Genomic DNA, 17,323 nt, shown 5'->3' with positions numbered 1-17,323 from the left:
GTCTCAGTCTAGGGCGGCGGGCAGCAGGCCCCGTGCGGCCAAGTCCTCGTGCAACGCGGCGGCGGTGGTGAAGTGGTGGGTGACGAGGCCCACGGCCCGGGCCCCGGCGACATTGGCGGCGGAGTCATCGACGAAGAGGGTGCGCTCGGCGGTCAGCCCGTAGCGCTCGAGCAGGAGGCGGTAGATGCGGGCGCCGGGCTTGACCAGGCGTTCCCGGCCGGAGACGACGATGCCGTCGAAGCGGGCGAGCTCGGGCACGCGTCCCTGCCCGTGGCGCCAGAGCAGGTGGTTGAAGTTCGTCAGGCAGTACACGCCGGTGCCGGCGTCCAGCAGCGTCCTGACAAGGGGCGCGGTGCCGGGGATGGGCTCGGTGAGGGTGTCCTCGAAGTGGTCCCAGTAGGTGCGCATGACCTCGACCTTGTCGGGGCGCGTCGGCTGCTCGGCGGCGAGGGCGTCCAGGACCTCCTCACGGGTGGCGCCGGCGTCCCACCGCAGGTTCCACCGGGTGAACTCACCGGAGGCGGTCATCTCCTCCCACACGGCAGGATCGATGCGGCCCTCGACGGCCCGGTGCGCCTGCCAGCGGTGCAGGACGTTGCCCCAGTCGAGGATGACGGCGTCGATGGCGGGGGTGCTGGTGCGCTCCACGTCCTCTCCTCACGCTCGGTGGCGCCTGGCGCTCATGCTACCGGCGCGCCTACCACAGCACCGTCGGGTCAAGCTCGATGCGCACCGGGTCCTCGCGGTGCACGGAGCGTTCGCGCGCCTGCAGCCGCAGCGCCTCGGCCAGCTCGCGGCCCTGGGCGAGCGGCACCCGGACGAGGGCGCGCACACGCTCGGGGGCCGGCGCGCCTGCCCTCGTGGGCTGCGCCGCCGGTTCGGGGGCGCGGACCGGCCCGAGCACGTCCCAGCCCCGGGCCTTGGCCGCCGCGAGGTAGGCCTCAACCGCCGGTAGGGGGCCGTCGAGGCGGGCGCAGCGCACGGCGGGCGGCAGCTCGAGCTCGAGGCGTTCACGCAGCTCATCGGCTGCGAAACCTGCGTGGTTCCAGCGCACGAGGGCCTGGGAGACGGCCAGGTCCGGGGAGCCCAGGAGGATGACCCGGGCGTCCTGGCGGGCGAGGGTGGCGGCATTGGCCCACCGGCGCAGGGCCTCGCTGGAGGCCCCGAGCTCGGGACGCGCCGACAGCACGGCACCGTCGAGCAGGAGGACGGCCGTGTAGCCGCCCTCGGCGACGGGCTCGGCACCGGGGGTGGCCACGACGAGCCGGGGCCTGCGGTCCACCGTGGCGACGACGCCGTGGTCGGCGCGGGTGCCGGAGACGACGACGGGCACACCCGGGAAGGCACGCCCGAGCTCATCCCCCGTGCGCACGGAGCCCGAACCGGCCATACGCAGCTGCTCACCGCCGCAGTGGGGGCACGCCCACCCGGCCCCGGAGCGCCCGCACCAGCGGCAGGACGCCTCGCCGCTCCGACCCATCGACAGTGGGCCGGAGCAGGCGCGGCAGCGGGCCACGGCGCGGCACGTGGCGCACACGACGACGGGGGCGTAGCCGGAGCGGGCGACCTGGACGAGGACGGGGCCGCGGTCCAGGGCCTGGCGCAGCGCGCGGTGCGCCAGGGAGGGGATGCGGGCGCGGCCGCCGGCGCCCTCGCGGTCGAGCTCGCTGTCACCGGGAACCTCGATGCGGGGCACGGTGGCGCGGATGAGGGGGCGCGGGGCCTCAAGGTCGCGGGCCCACCCCTGCAGCACGTAGGACTGGGCCTCGACGCTGCGCGTGCGCGAGGCGATGAGCAGGGCGCAGTGCTCGAGCCCGCTGCGCAGGGCCAGGACGGTGCGGGCATGGACGTAGGGGGCGCGGGGCTCGTCGAGGCGGTCGTCGCCGTCGTCCCAGATGACGGCCAGGCCCAGGTCCATCACGGGGGCGAAGGCGACGGCGCGGGTGCCGACGACGACGCGGGCGTGGCCCAGCAGGAGCCGGGTGAAGACGCGGTAGCGGCGCGCCGGCCCGTGCTCGGCGCTGAGGACGAGCACCTCCTCGCCGTCGAGGGCGGCGCTGAGCCGCTCGGCCAGCAGCTCGGCCTGGGCGGTGGTGGCGACGGCGATGAGGGCGCCGCGGCCACCGGACAGGCTGGCCTGCACGGCCTGGGCGAGCAGGCTCTCCCAGTCCTCAAGGACACCTTCACGCCCGGGCAGGGCGGTCAGGACCGTCCGGGGCGCGTGCCCGTCGCTGATGGCGTCCAGCAGCTCGGCGCCGCCGGTGTAGGCGCCCCAGCCGGTGGGGCGGGCCTCGGGGCGGGAGGGCCGGTGCGGGTGCCCTGTGTGTTCTGTGTGTTCTGTGTGTGCTGAGCGCACAGCGCGCTCGGTGGTGGCGTGCCGGGTGGGCACGGCCAGGCGCAGGACGTCCGAGCGGGTGCCCGCGGTGCGGGCGGCAACCGCCTCCACGAGCCGGCGGGTGCGCTCGGGCACCACCGGCAGGTCGGAGACGACGCGGCGCACAGGGGCCAGACGGCCGGTGTGGGTGGTTGTCTCGGCGCGCTGCCAGACCCAGCCGTGCACCTCCTGCCCGCCGAAGCGCACGACGACGCGCACGCCCTCGGCTGCTGCGACGTCGAGCTCGGGCGGGACGAGGTAGTCGAAGAGGCGGTCCAGGTGCGGGACACCGGAGTCCAGCAGCACCCTGGCGACGGGGTTGGCAACGCCGTCACCGGTGACACGGTGCTGGGCCGGGGCGGGGGCCACGAGCAGCGCGTCCTGCTGGCCGTGCTCGCTCATCGCTCCTCCTCCCGCTCATCGGGTGATTAGACCGCGGCCCGCAGGTCCGCTGCGCGGCTCGTGTCCTCCCAGGCGAATCCGGGACGGCCGAAGTGCCCATAGGCGCTGGTCGTGCGGTAGATCGGCCGCAGCAGGTCAAGGTCGCGGATGATCGCAGCCGGGCGCAGGTCGAAGACCTCCTGCACGGCGGCCTGGATCCTGGCCACCGGGACCGTCTCGGTACCGAAGGTCTCAACGTACAGGCCCACGGGGCGCGCCGAGCCAATGGCGTAGGCGACCTGGATCTCGCAGCGCTCGGCCAGGCCGGCGGCCACGACGTTCTTGGCCACCCAACGCATCGCGTAGGCGCCCGAACGGTCCACCTTCGAGGGGTCCTTGCCGGAGAAGGCACCACCGCCGTGGCGGGCCATGCCCCCGTAGGTGTCGACGATGATCTTGCGGCCGGTCAGGCCCGCGTCCCCGGCCGGGCCACCGATGATGAACTGTCCGGAGGGGTTGACGAGGACCGTGACGTCGGAGACGTTGAGGTCGAGTCCCTTGGCCTGCTCAACCTCAAGCACGGGGGCGAGGACCTCCTGGGTCAGGGCGTCCGTCAGCCAGCTGCGGCTGCGGTCCTCGTCGTGCTGGGTGGAGATGACGACATTCGTCAGGCTCACAGGGCGGTCACCCTCGTAGCCGATGGTGACCTGGGTCTTGCCGTCGGGGCGCAGGCCCTCGACGACGCCCTGCTTGCGCACGGCGGTCAGGCGCTCGGCGAGGCGGTGGGCCAGGTGGATGGGCAGCGGCATGAGCTCGCTGGTCTCCGTGCAGGCGTAGCCGAACATCAGGCCCTGGTCCCCGGCGCCCTGGACGTCGAGCGGGTCGAGGCCGACACCCTCTCCGCGGACCTCAAGAGCCTTGTCCACGCCGGCCGCGATGTCCGGGGACTGCTGGCCGATGGAGATGGACACGCCGCAGGAGCGGCCGTCGAAGCACACATCGGAGGAGTCGTAGCCGATGGCCACAATCTCGTCGCGCACGATCTGAGGGATCTCCACGTAGGCGCTCGTCGTGACCTCTCCGGCGACATGGACAAGACCGGTGGTCATGAGGGTCTCGACGGCAACGTGGGCGGCAGGGTCCTGCACGAGGATCGCGTCAAGGATGGAGTCGGAGATCCGGTCGCAGATCTTGTCCGGGTGGCCCTCGGTGACGGACTCGGAGGTAAACAGACGGAGGGAGGAGTTCACGAACTCAGCCTACCGGCGTGTCAGGACACGAATCGGGCCCCGAACACGCTCGTCACTGTGCGTCGGCGCACGTCGCCGCCAGGCGCTCGGCCACCAGCGACACGAGGGCGCGGGCGACCTCATCCTTCGCCCCCTGGGCACGCGCCACCTCGGCGCCGTCGGCATCGAGCACGACAACGGCGTTGGGCACGTCACCAAAACCCAGATCCTGGCCGACTGCGTTGACGGCCATCAGGTCGGCGCCCTTGCGCCGTGCCTTGGCGGCGCCGTGGGCCAGGACGTCGCCGTCGGCGTCGCCCGTCTCCGCAGCGAAGCCGACGACGAGGGTGCGATGACCATCGGTGCGCGGCGGGCGGCTCACCAGGCCGGCGAGGACATCGGGGTTCTCGACAAGCTCGATGGGTGCCGGGCCGGTGGCCTTGCCCTCCTCGCCCGGGGCGAGGCCGTGCTTCTTGATCTTGGCGCCCTGCACGCTGCGCGGCCGGTAGTCGGCGACGGCGGCCGCCATGACGACGGCGTCGGCGTCCACGCAGGTCGAGCGCACCGCGTCCTCAAGCTCCAGGGCGGTGCCGACGCCGACGACGCTCACCGTCGGCGGCAGGTCGCGCAGTACCTCGCCGTCGAGGTTGGCGGCCACGAGGGTGACCCGGGCGCCCTCGGCGGCGGCGGCGCGGGCGACGGCGGTGCCCTGACGCCCGGAGGAACGGTTGCCAAGGAAGCGCACCGGGTCCAGGGGCTCGCGAGTGCCCCCGGCGGAGACGACGACGTGGCGCCCGGCCAGGGCGCGGCCCGCAGCCTCACGCGCGTCAGCCTCAGCCAGGACGCGCAGGGCCTCGGCGACGATGACCTCAGGCTCGGGCAGGCGCCCGGTGCCGCTGTCCTGGCCGGTCAGGCGCCCGTCGGCGGGGTTGAGGACGGCCAGGCCGCGCCGGCGCAGGGTGGCGACGTTCTCGACGGTCGCCGGGTTGAGCCACATCTGGGTGTGCATGGCCGGGCAGAGCAGCACCGGCGCGGTGGTGGTGAGGATCGTGGCGGTCAGGAGGTCGTCCGCGCGCCCAGCGGCGACCCGGGCCAGCAGGTCCGCGGAGGCGGGGGCCACCACGACGAGCTCGGCCCACTCCCCCACGGCCACATGCTCCACCGCCGCGGGGTCGTCGAAGACGCCGGTGGACACCGGGCCCCCGGCCACCGCGGCGAGGGCGGGGGCGCCGATGAAGCGCAGGGCGGCCTCGGTGGCGACCACCTTGACCTCGCAGCCGGCCTCACGCAGGCGGCGGATCACCGTCGGCGCCTTGTAGGCGGCGATGGACCCGGCCACGCCGACGACGACGCGCCGCGTCCCGGTCGGGGACGCGGCGCGCGTACTCACCTGCTGGTGCACGAGGGGCCCGGGTCTTCAGAACTGGATGTCGTCCAGGCTGGTGGTCGAACCCTCCTCACCCATCGACAGCGGGGTGTCGAGGGAGATGTCGGAGAACATGTCCGCCTCGGCGGCCCGGCGGGCCTCCTCGGCCTCGGCGCGGCGGGCGCGGGCGACCTCGCCGGGGATGACCTCGAGCTTGTCCTCGGCGATCTCGCGCAGGGCGATGCCCAGCGGCTTCTCGCCGGTCTCGGCCTCCACGAGGGGGCCGAAGAACTCGAGGTGGTTGTCCTCGAGCTGCTGGGTGTAGCTGTTGATCTGCCGGGCACGCTTCGCAGCCTCCACCACGAGCCCGTACTTGGAGTCGACCTTCTCCAGGAGGTCGTCGATCGGCGGGTTCGTGATGCCCTCGGGCTGGGCGGAGGTACCGAGCATGTGCGTGACCTGCTTTCTGAGCGCGTGACCGGCCTTCTCGGGCCGTGCGGTAACCGGGACAGTTTAGCCTGTGAGGCCGAGCAGGCCCTCGAGCTCGTCCGTGGCACGCGCCACGGTGTCGTTGACGATGACGTGGTCGAACTCGTTGGCCGCGGCCATCTCCGTGCGGGCCGTGGCCAGGCGCCTGGTCCTCTCGGCCTCGTCCTCGGTGCCCCGGCCGACGAGACGGCTGACGAGGTCCTCCCAGCGGGGCGGCGCGACGAAGACGAGGTGCGCCTGCGGCATCGCGCGCCGCACCTGCCGGGCGCCGTCGAGGTCGATCTCCAGCAGGGCGGGGCGCCCGGCGGCAAGCTCGGCCTCCACCGGGCCCCGGGGTGTGCCGTAGCGGTGGCGACCGTGCACGAGCGCCCACTCGAGCATCCGGCCCTCGGCGATCATGCGCTCGAAGTCCTCCTCGCTGACGAAGAGGTAGTGCACGCCGTCGACCTCACCGGGCCGGGGGCTGCGGGTGGTGGCCGAGACGGAGACGAAGAGGTCGGGGTGGCGACGGCGCAGCTCAGTGACGATCGTCCCCTTGCCGACGGCGGTGGGACCGGCGAGGACGGTGAGACGGGCGGCGGGCTCCGGGTGCGTCATGGTGAACATCATGCCTGCTGCCGGAGGCCTCTCAGACCACGCCGGCGCTCATCCCCCGCAGCCGGCCTCGCCGCCCTCACTGGGCGCGGCCGCCGCGTTGGCGAGAACACTGCCCACACCGGCCACCGACTCGATCTCGTCCTCGAGGTAGTACCACCACAGGGGCGCCGCCCACACGTCGTGGCGCCCCAGCGCCGCGGCCGTGAGGTCCCGGGCGACGACGGCGCGCCCGGTGGAGGTGTCCGTGGGTGAGCCGTACCACCAGGGGCCGTCGTCGAGGTCCTCAGCCCCGTAGCCGAGCTCACTCAGGGCGATCAGTCTGTCTCCGGCGAGCGCCGACAGGGCGTCGAGGACCCGGTCGGCGGCGCAGCCCAGCGGGTGCCACTGGGGGTAGACCGACAGTCCGACGACGTCGCTGAGCTCGAGCAGCTCGGGGGCAAGCGCGTCCTGGGCGACGGTGAAGGTCGAGTTCTCTGCCCGCCCCTGGCCGAGCTGGTAGTAGAGGGTCAGCACCCGCGTCGCCGCAGAGGTCTGCGGGGACTCACTCAGCCTGCGGGTGGCCTCGAGGGTGCGCTTGATGGCCTTCTCGCCCAACCAGTCACCGCCGATCTCGTTGCCGGTCTCCCACGCGTCGGCGTCGGGGAAGGCCTCGATGAGCCGGTCGAGGCGACGGTTGAAGTCCTCGTCGTCAAGGGTCGACAGGTCGATCGAGTCGCAGACCTGGACCATGGCCTTGGCGCCCTGGGCGTGGAGCTCGTCCAGGCAGCTGCGCCAGGCCGTCATCTCCTCATCGTCTGAGGCGTCGGTGATGACGAGGCGCACGAGCAGGTCCCGGCCCGCGTCCGTCAGGGGCGCGAGCACCCGGCCGACCGCTGGCGCCGACGGAGGGTGGGTGAAGGTCACTCCGAGCAGGGCGGTGCCCGGTGCGCCGTGGGCCCGGGCACGGTCGAGACCGCTCCGGGCGGCGCAGGCGGCCTCCAGGGCCTCGGCCGCACGTGCGGCGCGCGAGGCCGGCTCCTCGGTCCCCCGGCAGGCGTCCAGGGCCGCGGCGGTGCGTTCACGCAGCGCCTTAACGGTCATACCGCTGACGGGGTCGATAAGCGCGCCGGTGTCCGCCCCATCCTCCTGAGCCTCGTGCAGGGAGCATGCGGCGAGCTCGGCGAGCGCGTAGCGGCCGGGGCCGGGCAGGTCCACGAGCAGGGCGCTGTAGCCCGCTGACGTCGGCCAGGACAGGGACAGGCAGGCGCGGGTGTCCTCGGGCAGCGCGAGGCGGGCGCTGGCACGGGCGTCGGGCTCCAGGGGGGCGAGGCTGAGGACCTCGAGAGTCTCCGCGTCCAGGAGGGCGTCATCACGCTCGTCCCGGCCGACGCCGTTGGTCACGGCGTCAAGCAGCCCGTCAAGGTCGAGCAGCGTCCCGTCGGGCCCGGTCGCATCGAGCAGGACGAGCCCGTCGGTGACCTCCTCGCGGCGACGCAGGAGGGCCACGGCATAGAGCACCACGGCGACGACGGCCGCCACGAGGACGGCCAGCGCCCCGAGTGCGCGTCGTCGGCTCACACGCCCCGGGGGTGGGCCCCCCGCATGGGAGGGCCCACCCCGGGGACGGCCGTCACTCATCACAGCTCAGCCGCGCAGGGCGGCCACTGCCTGCCCAGTCGCCGTCTCGGCGGCTGCCCGCAGCGCCCCGACGTCGGGGCCCGCCTGCAGCACGCCTCGGGAGGTGGAGGCCAGCACCTGGCGACGTGCCACACCGAAGACCTGCTCGAGCTCGGGCGCGCCGGCCCCCTGCGCACCAACCCCGGGCGCCAGCAACGGGGCGGCCGAGGCCGCCAGGTCCAGGCCCAGGTCGTGCACGGCCCGCCCCACGGTCGCCCCGACGACGAGTCCGACACTGCCGAGCGTGCCGTCGGCCCGGGCGGCCGCGTTGGCCACGGTCACGCCGTCGACCACCCCGCCCGCCACCGAGCGGCCGGAGGGGTCCGTCGCATGCTGGACGCTGCGCCCTTCCGGGTTGGAGGTCAGGCCCAGCACGAAGACCCCTCGGCCGGTCTCCCGGGCGAGCTCGAGCACCGGTGCGAGCGAGCCGAAGCCCAGGTAGGGCGAGACCGTGAGGGCGTCGACCACCAGCGGTGAGCCGTCGGACAGGTAGGCGTCGGCGTATCCGGACATCGTCGAGCCGATGTCTCCGCGCTTGACGTCCAGGACGCTGAGCGTGCCCGCCTCCCGCAGGGCCGTGAGGGTCTCCTCCAGGACCGCCACACCGGCGGAGCCGTGGCGCTCGAAGAAGGCGGACTGCGGCTTGACGGCGGCCACGCGGCCGACGACCGCCTCGACCACCCTGAGGCTGAACTCGCGCAGCCCGGCGGCGTCGTCGCTCAGCCCCCAGGCCTCCAGCAGGCTCCTGTGGGGGTCGATGCCCACGCACAGGGGTCCCAGCTCGTCCATCGCCCGGGCCAGACGGGCACCGAACGCCTCGCGGCCGGTGCTCATGCCACGGCCTGTGTGCGGCGTGCGGCGCGATCGGCGTCGTGCTCCTGGAGAGAGCGGACCCGGTGCGGGCCGCGCAGCTGGGCCTCGAGGGCCTGGACGGCGGCCTGCAGCTCCTGGACGGTCGTGATGATCGGCCGGTCGGCGCCGGTGGTCGCCGCGCGGATCGAGTAGCCGTCGGCGCGAGCGCCCTGCCCCTTGGGGGTGTTGACGACCATGTCGACCATGCCGGACTCGATGAGCTCGACGATCGTCTGCTCCCCGTGCTCACCCTGGCCCTCGCTCACCTTGCGCACGGCGGTGGCCCGGATGCCGTTGCGGCGCAGGACCTGGGCGGTGCCCGTGGTGGCCAGCACCGTGAAGCCGAGCTCGGCCAGGCGGGCGATCGGCAGGATGACGGCGCGCTTGTCGCGGTCCGCCACGGAGACGAAGACCGTGCCCTCGGTGGGCAGGCCGCCGTAGGCCCCGGCCTGGGACTTGGCGAAAGCCCGGGGGAAGTCGACGTCGTAGCCCATGACCTCACCGGTCGAGCGCATCTCGGGGCCAAGGACGGTGTCGACGACGCGGCCCTCGGAGGTACGGAAGCGCTTGAAGGGCAGCACCGCCTCCTTCACCGCGATGGGGTCGAGCGGGTCGGTGACGGAGGCGTCGTGCTCGGGCAGGTGCCCCTGGGCGCGCAGGGAGGCGATGGTCTGGCCCGCCATGAGCAGGGACGCCGCCTTGGCCAGCTGCACGCCCGTGGCCTTGGAGACGAAGGGCACGGTGCGCGAGGCACGCGGGTTGGCCTCGATGACGTAGAGCGTGTCGTTCATGAGGGCGAACTGGATGTTGATGAGGCCGCGCACCCCCACACCGGCGGCGATGGCCTCGGTGGAGCGGCGGATGCGGGCGATCTCCGTGTCCGACAGCGTCATGGGCGGCAGCACGCAGGCGGAGTCGCCCGAGTGGATCCCAGCCTCCTCGATGTGCTCCATGACGCCGCCGAGGAAGAGCTCGGTGCCGTCGTAGAGGGCGTCGACGTCAATCTCGATGGCGTCGTCGAGAAAGCGGTCGATGAGCAGCGGGCCGTTGGCGTAGGCGCCGCCGGGCTCCCGTCCGGCCCGCGCGAGGTAGTCCGCCAGGCCGGAGGCGTCGTAGACGATCTCCATGCCGCGACCACCCAGCACGTAGCTGGGGCGCACGAGGACGGGGAAGCCGATCTCGTCGGCCACCGCCAGGGTCTGCTCGTCACTCAGGGCCGTGCCGTGGGCGGGCGCTGGCAGGCCAGCCCGCTCCAGCACCACGCCGAAGACCTCCCGGTCCTCGGCGGCGTCGATCGCCTCCGGGGTGGTGCCCAGGATGGGCACGCCCGCCGCCTTCAGCCGGGCCGCCAGCGACAAGGGGGTTTGTCCGCCCAGCTGGACGATGACGCCGGCCACGGGACCGGCGGCGAGCTCGGCCTCGTAGACCTCCATGACGTCCTCGAAGGTCAGCGGCTCGAAGTAGAGGCGGTCGGAGATGTCGTAGTCCGTCGAGACCGTCTCCGGGTTGCAGTTGACCATGACGGTCTCGTAGCGCTCGGCGAGCGCCATCGTGGCGTGCACGCAGGAGTAGTCGAACTCGATGCCCTGCCCGATCCTGTTGGGCCCGGCGCCGAGGATGATGACGGCCTCGCGCTCGCGCGGCGCCACCTCAGTCTCGGTGTCGTAGGTGGAGTACAGGTAGGGGGTGACGGCCTCCACGCCCGCGGCGCAGGTGTCGACCATCTTGTAGACGGGGCGCAGGTCGAAGGCGTGGCGCACCTCGCGCACGGTGTCCTCGCTGATGGAGCGCAGGGAGGCGATCTGGGCGTCGGAGAAGCCGTTGCGCTTGGCCTCCTGGAGCACCTCGCGCGTGAGCGCCGGGGCGTCGCGGACGGTCTCGGCCACCTCCTGCAGGACCTGGACCTGATCGATGAACCAGGGGTCGATGCAGGTGATCTCGACGATCTCCTCGGTGGTGGCGCCCGCGCGCACGGCCTGCTGCAGGTCGATGAGGCGGTGCTCGGTGGGGGTGCGCAGGGACTCCAGCAGGGCGGGCAGCTCCTCGCGTGTGGGCGCGGGGCCGTCCCAGTGGAAGACGGTGCCCTTCTTGTCGATGGAGCGCATGGCCTTGTGCAGGGCCTCGTTGTAGCTGCGGCCGATGGCCATGGCCTCGCCGACGGACTTCATGGTCGTCGTCAGCGTCGGGTCGGCGCCCCGGAACTTCTCGAAGGCGAAGCGCGGGACCTTGACAACGATGTAGTCGACGGTGGGCTCCTGGGCGGCGGTCGTCACCCCGGTGATGTCGTTGGGGATCTCGTCGAAGGTGTAGCCCAGGGCGAGACGGGTGGCGATCTTGGCGATCGGGAAGCCGGTGGCCTTGGAGGCCAGGGCGGAGGAGCGCGAGACACGCGGGTTCATCTCGATGACGATGACGCGGCCGGTCGTCGGGTGGATGGCGAACTGCAGGTTGCAGCCGCCGGTGTCGACGCCGACCTCGCGGATGATGTCGATGCCGATCTGCTTGAGGCGGCTCAGCTCGGCGTCGGTGAGGGTGAGCGCCGGAGCCAGGGTGATGGAGTCACCCGTGTGCACGCCCACGGGGTCGACGTTCTCGATGGAGCACACCATGATGCAGGTGTCGGCGCCATCGCGCATGAGCTCGAGCTCGATCTCCTTCCAGCCGAGGATCGACTCCTCCAGGAGCACCTCGGTGGTCATGGAGTCGCTCAGGCCCTGCCCGGCGATGCGCTCGAGGTCGGTGGCGTCGAAGGCGATGCCGGAGCCGAGACCGCCCATGGTGAAGGAGGGGCGCACGACGACGGGGTAGCCGCCCAGCGCCTCGACGCCCGCGTGGCACTCGGCCATGGAGTGCGCGATGACGGAGCGGGCCACCTCGGCGCCGCAGCGCTCGACGACCTTCTTGAACTCGTCGCGGTCCTCACCGGCGTTGATGGCCCGGGCGCGCACACCGATCATCTTCACGCCGTACTGCTCAAGGACGCCCGCCTGGTCCAGGGCCATGGCCATGTTGAGGGCGGTCTGCCCACCAAGGTTGGGCAGGAGGGCGTCGGGGCGCTCCTTGGCGATGATGGAGGTCAGCACCTCCAGGGTGATGGGCTCGACGTAGGTGGCGTCAGCGACGCCAGGGTCGGTCATGATCGTCGCCGGGTTGGAGTTGACGAGGATGGTGCGCACGCCCTCCTCACGCAGAACGCGGCACGCCTGGGTGCCGGAATAGTCGAACTCGCAGGCCTGGCCGATGACGATCGGGCCGGAGCCAATGACGAGGACGGAGGAGATATCGGTGCGGCGGGGCATCAGCTCTCCTCGGCGGCGGTGGCGAACAGGGCGGTGACGTCGATGGAGGCCTCGGCGGCACCGTCGGGCAGGGCGTCACCGGAGACGACGGCGGCCCGCAGGGGGCCGTGGTCGCGCAGGTGGCGGGTGAGCGCACGGGTGTCGATGCGGCAGATGCCGACGACGCCCGCGGCGACGAGGTCGTCCTCGAGCTCGCGGCGCGCGAGCCAGGAGGAGGCCCTGCGGGCCGGCTCGCGCACGATGACGCCGGTGGCCCAGCCGGCGGAGCGGGCGTCGTCGTCGTTGGTGCCGGTGTTGCCCACGTGGGGCGCGGTGAACAGGACGATGCGCTCGGCGTTGGCGGGGTCGGTGAGGATCTCCTGGTAGCCGGTGACCGCGGTGGTGACCGTGACGGGGGCGGCCACGAGGCCGGTGGCGCCGTAGGTGCGGCCGGTGAGCGTGAAGCCGTCCTCGAGGATGAGCAGCGCAGGGCCGCGGTCCGCACCTCGCCTCACAACGGTGGAGATGATGGTTGTCATCATCAGTCCTCGTCCCTCTTCTCGACGGGCGCTCCCGCCAGGACCGTGGGGCGTCCGTGCAGGAAGGTGGCGATGACCTGGCCCGGCAGCTCCATGCCCGCGTAGGGCGTGTTGGTGGAGTGGGTCCACTGGGAGGCCCCGTCGATGGTGCGTCGCACCGTGGGGTCGACGACGGTGATGTTGGCGGGGGCGCCGACCTCGAGGCCCTGGCCCTGGTCGCGCACGCGGCCGATAAGGGCGGGGGTGGTGGACATGACCCGGGCGATGTCGCGCCAGGTCATGCGGCCCGTGCTCACCATCGTCTCGATGAGGATCGGCAGGGCGGTCTCCAGGCCGGTCATGCCGAAGGCGCCGGCCTGCCACTCGCAGTCCTTGTCCTCCAGCGGGTGCGGGGCGTGGTCGGTGCCGACGACGTCGATGGTGCCGTCGGCCAGGGCCTCACGCACGGCCTCGACGTCCTCGGCGGTGCGCAGAGGCGGGTTGACCTTGTACAGCGGCGAGTAGCTGCGGGCCATCTCGTCGGTGAGCAGCAGGTGGTGCGGGGTGACCTCGGCGGTGACGTCGATCCCGCGGGCCTTGGCCCAGCGGATGATGTCGACGCTGCCGGAGGTGGACAGGTGGCACACGTGCAGGCGCGAACCGACGTGCTCGGCGAGCAGGACGTCGCGGGCGATGATGGACTCCTCGGCGACCGCCGGCCAGCCGCGCAGGCCGAGCTCGGCGGAGACGGCCCCCTCGTGCATCTGGGAGCCCTCGGTCAGGCGCGGGTCCTGGGAGTGCTGGGCAATGACGCCGTCGAAGGACTTGACGTACTCCAGGGCCCGGCGCATGAGGACGGGGTCGTAGACGCACCTGCCGTCGTCGGAGAAGACGCGCACCTGGGCGGCGGAGCCGGCCATGGCGCCCATCTCGCTCAGCTGCTCGCCCTTGAGGCCCTGGGAGACGGCGCCGACGGGGTGGACGTCCACCCAGCCGGCGTCCTGGCCCAGACGTAGGACCTGCTCGACGACGCCGGCGTTGTCCTGGACCGGGTTGGTGTTGGCCATGGCGAAGACGGCGGTGTAGCCGCCGACGGCGGCGGCGCGGGTGCCGGTGTAGACCGTCTCGGCCGACTCGCCACCGGGCTCACGCAGGTGGGTGTGGATGTCGACCAGGCCCGGTAGGGCGATGAGCTCGTCGAAGGCGTGGCGCTCGGCCTCGGCGGGCGCCTGGGCGGCGGCCTCGGGGCCGATGGCGGCGATGCGACCGTCGATGACGAGGATGTCGGCGGCGTCCTCGCCGTAGGGGCGGACACCGGTGAGGAGGTGGGCGGTCACAGCTGGGTCCCTTCGTCGGCAAGGAGGAGGTAGAGGGCGGCCATGCGCACGGAGACGCCGTTGCCGACCTGCTCGATGATGCGCGAGCGGGGGTCGTCGGCGGCCTCGGCGGTGATTTCCAGGCCGCGGTTCATCGGGCCGGGGTGCATGACGATGGCGTGCTCGGGCATGGCGGCGCGGCGGGCGCTGTCGAGGCCGTAGGCGCGCGAGTACTCGGCGGGGCTGGGGAAGTAGCCGCCACCGGCGGCGCTCATGCGCTCACGCTGGACGCGCAGCATCATGACGGCGTCGGGCTGGACGGAGGCGACGGTCTCGTCGAGGTCGTAGGAGACCTCGCAGGGCCAGCCCTCCATACCGATGGGCAGGAGGGTGGGCGGGGCCACGAGGGTGACGCCGGCACCGAGGGTGGTGAGCAGGTCGACGTTGGAGCGGGCGACGCGCGAGTGCAGGACGTCGCCGACGATGACGACCTTGGCGCCCTCGAGGTCGCGTCCACGCGGGGCGGGCGAACCATCGGCGCCGCCGGTGCCGGGGGCGTACCAGCGGCGCAGGGTCATGGCGTCGAGCAGGGCCTGGGTGGGGTGCTGGTGCTTGCCGTCCCCGGCGTTGAGCACGGGCACGTCGATCCAGCCGGCGTGGGCGAGCAGGTGGGCGGCGCCGTCGGCACTGTGCCGCACGACGACGGCGTCGGCACCCATCGCCATGATCGTCTGGGCGGTGTCCTTGAGCGACTCACCCTTGGAGACCGACGAGCCCTTGGCGGAGAAGTTGATGACGTCGGCGCTGAGCCTCTTGGCGGCGGCCTCGAAGGACAGGCGGGTGCGGGTGGAGTCCTCGAAGAAGAGGTTGACGACCGTCTTGCCGCGCAGGGTGGGCAGCTTCTTGACGGCGTGGCGCTGGGTGGCGGCCATGGCCTCGGCGGTGTCCAGGGTCATGACGGCTTCGTCGTGGGACAGGTCCTTGGCGCTCAGCAGGTGCTTCATCGGGCGTCCTCCGTGGCGGGCTCGGTCGACGGGTGGATGGCGACCGAGTCGGCGGCGGCGCCGAGCTCGGTGAGGGAGACGACAACCTTCTCCTTGCGGGAGGTCGGCAGGTTCTTGCCGACGTAGTCCGCGCGGATGGGCAGCTGGCGGTGGCCGCGGTCCACGAGGACGGCGAGCTGGACGGCCTCGGCTCGGCCGATGGAGCCCAGGGCGTCGAGGGCGGCGCGGATGGTGCGCCCGGAGTACAGGACGTCGTCGACGAGGACGACCGTGCGGCCCTCGAGGACCTCACCGGGGATGACGGTGGGCTGGGGCACGCGGATGGGGTGGCGGCCGAGGTCGTCGCGGTACATGGTGATGTCGAGGGTGCCGACGGGGACCTCGGGGCCGCCGGTGGCGAAGGCGAGGGCCTTGGCCAGGCGCTGGGCGAGGGGGACGCCGCCGGAGGGGATGCCGAGGAGCAGAAGGTCCTCCACACCTCGGTTGCGCTCAACGATCTCGTGAGCGATACGGACAAGGGAGCGTGCGATCTCGGGTTCTCCGAGGATCTGCTTCCCGGTGGACTGCGCGTTGGCCACGGTGCGTGGACCTCCTTCCCCGCCTCACTGGACGGACTTCAAGGATGTCTGACGCTCGCATCGTAAACCCCACCCGGTGCGGCCCGTTGGGCGAGCCCGCATGGTGGCACGTGAGATATCCGTCAGGCACGCGCGCCGGAGAGGAGCTCGGCCAGGCTCAGGGGCTCGCGGCCGGTCAGGCGCAGGACGTCGTCGGTGACGGCGGCCAGCTGGCCGGAGGCGATGGCGGTGTAGGTGCTCACCCACCCGTCGACCTCCCAGGCGGGGGCGCCGTAGTGGGCGCGCGAGGCGTAGGCCTGCTCGATGCTCTCCTCGCGGTAGGTGGTGGGCGAGCCCAGCTCGGTGAGGATGCGGGCGACGTCGGTCAGGCTCAGGGCCTCGGGACCGGTCATCGTGTAGATGGCGCCGTCGTGGGCGCCGGAGCCGGCGGCGAGGTCGTTGAGCACGGCGCTGGCCGAGCGCACGACGTCGGCCCGGGCGACGGCGCCCACGCCGCCGCCCGTGGGGCCGGCCGGACCGGAGATGACGCCGTCGACGGCGAGCTCGGGCAGGAAGTCGAGGTAGAAGGAGTCGCGCAGGATGGTGGCGGTCATACCGGAGGCCGCCAGGTGGGCCTCGGTGGCGCCGTGGGTGCGTCCGAAGGTGAAGACGGAGTCCGGTCCCGCCCCGACGAAGCTGGTGTAGATGACGTGACGCACACCGGCCTGGGCGGCGGAGTCGATGAAGGCGCGGTGCTGCTCAAGGCGGTCTGCCGACTCGGCGGCCGAGACCATGAACAGGACGTCGACTCCGGTGAGTGCTACGGGGGCGGCCTGGCGGTCGCCGTAGCTGGTGACGGCGACGTCGTCGGCCCAGGCGGGCGCCCGGGTGGCATCACGCACGATGAGGCGGGCGGCCAGGCCCGCGTCGTGCAGGCGGGTCGCGACGGCGCCGCCGACGTGGCCGGTGGCGCCCGTGATGGCGATGACGGGGGTGCGGGTCGCAGTGCTCATGGCGCCACCCTATGCGCCCTATCGCTGTTATCGGATAGCCGACGTCGTGGGCGGCCCCGGTGTGGGACCGCCCACGAGGGCAGGTGATAGCAGGTGCGCGGCGCTCAGCGCAGCATGTCCGCGAGATCCCCGATGCGGCCGAGCACGCCTCCGAGGTAGCGGGGCGAGTCGTCCGTCGAGAGCATCCGCGCCAGCGTCATGGCCTCATCGACCGCCACGGGGGCGTCGACGTCGTCGTTGTAGACGATCTCCCAGGTGGCGACGCGGGCGATGGCGCGGTCCACGGCCGGCATCCGGGCGAGCGTCCAGCCCTGGGCGTAGGTCTCGATGGTGTCGTCGACGTCGGCGAGGTGGTCCGCCACACCGGCGAGGATCTCGCGCGTGTAAGCGGGCGCCTCGGTGTGGTTGGCGGACTCGACGGCCCGACGGGCGGCAAAGTCCCGCAGGGCATTGGCGACCTCAGCGTCCGAGAGGCTCTCGGCAGCCGGGGCCTCGTCACGCTCGTCCCAACGAGGCTCGTTCCATCGGCGCTCGTCGTCGGCGTCCCGCTGACGGCCCCTGCCCAACATGCCGCGCTGGTCCGCCTCGAAGAGGATCTCGATGGCGCGACGACGGGCCTTGGTACGCGCCGTGACAGGGTGCTTGACGGGGCGCTCGGGCACCTCGGCGCGGGAGCTGGTCTCGGTCATCGGG

At 72.7% G+C, this 17,323-nt stretch carries 15 protein-coding genes; all 15 read right to left on the bottom strand.

Going from position 1 to position 17,323, the window contains the following annotated elements; genetic code table 11:
* Window positions 1-3: 3 nt before the first annotated feature.
* The gene (locus tag ID810_RS06090) at window positions 4-648 is read right to left on the bottom strand and encodes an HAD family hydrolase (protein WP_166854997.1); all 645 of its coding nucleotides are present in this window, start codon (window positions 646-648) and stop codon (window positions 4-6) included.
* A gap of 49 nt (window positions 649-697) precedes the next feature.
* On the bottom strand, window positions 698-2,776 hold the full coding sequence (locus tag ID810_RS06085; protein WP_166854998.1) for a primosomal protein N' family DNA-binding protein: 2,079 nt from the start codon (window positions 2,774-2,776) through the stop codon (window positions 698-700).
* Between the two features lie 26 nt (window positions 2,777-2,802).
* Entirely contained in the window at window positions 2,803-4,005 is a 1,203-nt protein-coding gene (gene metK, locus ID810_RS06080; RefSeq protein ID WP_166854999.1) for a methionine adenosyltransferase, read from the bottom strand.
* A gap of 52 nt (window positions 4,006-4,057) precedes the next feature.
* Complete coding sequence (gene coaBC, locus ID810_RS06075) at window positions 4,058-5,374, bottom strand: bifunctional phosphopantothenoylcysteine decarboxylase/phosphopantothenate--cysteine ligase CoaBC (protein ID WP_243856481.1); 1,317 nt, start codon at window positions 5,372-5,374, stop codon at window positions 4,058-4,060.
* A gap of 27 nt (window positions 5,375-5,401) precedes the next feature.
* Complete coding sequence (rpoZ, locus tag ID810_RS06070) at window positions 5,402-5,800, bottom strand: DNA-directed RNA polymerase subunit omega (protein WP_166855001.1); 399 nt, start codon at window positions 5,798-5,800, stop codon at window positions 5,402-5,404.
* 63 nt (window positions 5,801-5,863) lie between these two features.
* Complete coding sequence (gene gmk, locus ID810_RS06065; RefSeq protein ID WP_235931427.1) at window positions 5,864-6,436, bottom strand: guanylate kinase; 573 nt, start codon at window positions 6,434-6,436, stop codon at window positions 5,864-5,866.
* Window positions 6,437-6,484: 48 nt separating this feature from the next.
* Complete coding sequence (locus tag ID810_RS06060) at window positions 6,485-7,993, bottom strand: Tat pathway signal sequence (protein WP_166855003.1); 1,509 nt, start codon at window positions 7,991-7,993, stop codon at window positions 6,485-6,487.
* Between the two features lie 66 nt (window positions 7,994-8,059).
* A complete protein-coding gene (gene pyrF, locus ID810_RS06055; RefSeq protein WP_166855004.1) occupies window positions 8,060-8,926 on the bottom strand; it encodes an orotidine-5'-phosphate decarboxylase in 867 nt (288 codons plus the stop codon).
* Window positions 8,923-12,243, bottom strand: a complete 3,321-nt coding sequence (gene carB, locus ID810_RS06050; protein WP_166855005.1) for a carbamoyl-phosphate synthase large subunit — start codon at window positions 12,241-12,243, stop codon at window positions 8,923-8,925. The genes pyrF and carB overlap by 4 nt, the downstream gene beginning before the upstream one ends.
* On the bottom strand, window positions 12,243-12,761 hold the full coding sequence (locus ID810_RS06045) for a carbamoyl-phosphate synthase domain-containing protein (RefSeq protein ID WP_166855006.1): 519 nt from the start codon (window positions 12,759-12,761) through the stop codon (window positions 12,243-12,245). The genes carB and ID810_RS06045 overlap by 1 nt, the downstream gene beginning before the upstream one ends.
* Window positions 12,762-12,763: 2 nt before the next feature.
* Complete coding sequence (locus ID810_RS06040) at window positions 12,764-14,077, bottom strand: dihydroorotase (RefSeq protein WP_166855007.1); 1,314 nt, start codon at window positions 14,075-14,077, stop codon at window positions 12,764-12,766.
* Window positions 14,074-15,060, bottom strand: coding sequence for an aspartate carbamoyltransferase catalytic subunit (locus ID810_RS06035; protein WP_166855008.1), 987 nt, complete (start codon window positions 15,058-15,060; stop codon window positions 14,074-14,076). Before ID810_RS06035 ends, ID810_RS06040 begins: the two co-directional genes overlap by 4 nt.
* Window positions 15,057-15,638, bottom strand: a complete 582-nt coding sequence (pyrR, locus tag ID810_RS06030; protein WP_166855009.1) for a bifunctional pyr operon transcriptional regulator/uracil phosphoribosyltransferase PyrR — start codon at window positions 15,636-15,638, stop codon at window positions 15,057-15,059. The genes ID810_RS06035 and pyrR overlap by 4 nt, the downstream gene beginning before the upstream one ends.
* A 122-nt stretch (window positions 15,639-15,760) precedes the next feature.
* Window positions 15,761-16,630: an SDR family oxidoreductase gene (locus ID810_RS06025; RefSeq protein WP_166855010.1), complete on the bottom strand. Its 870-nt coding sequence runs from the start codon at window positions 16,628-16,630 to the stop codon at window positions 15,761-15,763.
* A gap of 104 nt (window positions 16,631-16,734) precedes the next feature.
* The gene (nusB, locus tag ID810_RS06020; protein WP_166855011.1) at window positions 16,735-17,319 is read right to left on the bottom strand and encodes a transcription antitermination factor NusB; all 585 of its coding nucleotides are present in this window, start codon (window positions 17,317-17,319) and stop codon (window positions 16,735-16,737) included.
* Between the last annotated feature and the right edge of the window lie 4 nt (window positions 17,320-17,323).

The sequence above is a fragment of the Actinomyces respiraculi genome, from assembly GCF_014595995.2.
Taxonomy (GTDB): Bacteria; Actinomycetota; Actinomycetes; order Actinomycetales; family Actinomycetaceae; genus Actinomyces; species Actinomyces respiraculi.
The sequence above is the reverse complement of the archived record's forward strand: the minus strand, read 5'-3'. Positions and strand labels throughout refer to the sequence as shown.

Coding starts and splice junctions, on each gene's coding strand:
- nusB (WP_166855011.1), bottom strand. CDS start 17,319: ATGACCGAGACCAGCTCCCGCGCCGAGGTGCCCGAGCGCCCCGTCAAG.
- ID810_RS06025 (WP_166855010.1), bottom strand. CDS start 16,630: ATGAGCACTGCGACCCGCACCCCCGTCATCGCCATCACGGGCGCCACC.
- carB (WP_166855005.1), bottom strand. CDS start 12,243: ATGCCCCGCCGCACCGATATCTCCTCCGTCCTCGTCATTGGCTCCGGC.
- gmk (WP_235931427.1), bottom strand. CDS start 6,436: ATGACGCACCCGGAGCCCGCCGCCCGTCTCACCGTCCTCGCCGGTCCC.
- ID810_RS06045 (WP_166855006.1), bottom strand. CDS start 12,761: ATGACAACCATCATCTCCACCGTTGTGAGGCGAGGTGCGGACCGCGGC.
- pyrF (WP_166855004.1), bottom strand. CDS start 8,926: ATGAGCACCGGCCGCGAGGCGTTCGGTGCCCGTCTGGCCCGGGCGATG.
- ID810_RS06035 (WP_166855008.1), bottom strand. CDS start 15,060: ATGAAGCACCTGCTGAGCGCCAAGGACCTGTCCCACGACGAAGCCGTC.
- ID810_RS06085 (WP_166854998.1), bottom strand. CDS start 2,776: ATGAGCGAGCACGGCCAGCAGGACGCGCTGCTCGTGGCCCCCGCCCCG.
- rpoZ (WP_166855001.1), bottom strand. CDS start 5,800: ATGCTCGGTACCTCCGCCCAGCCCGAGGGCATCACGAACCCGCCGATC.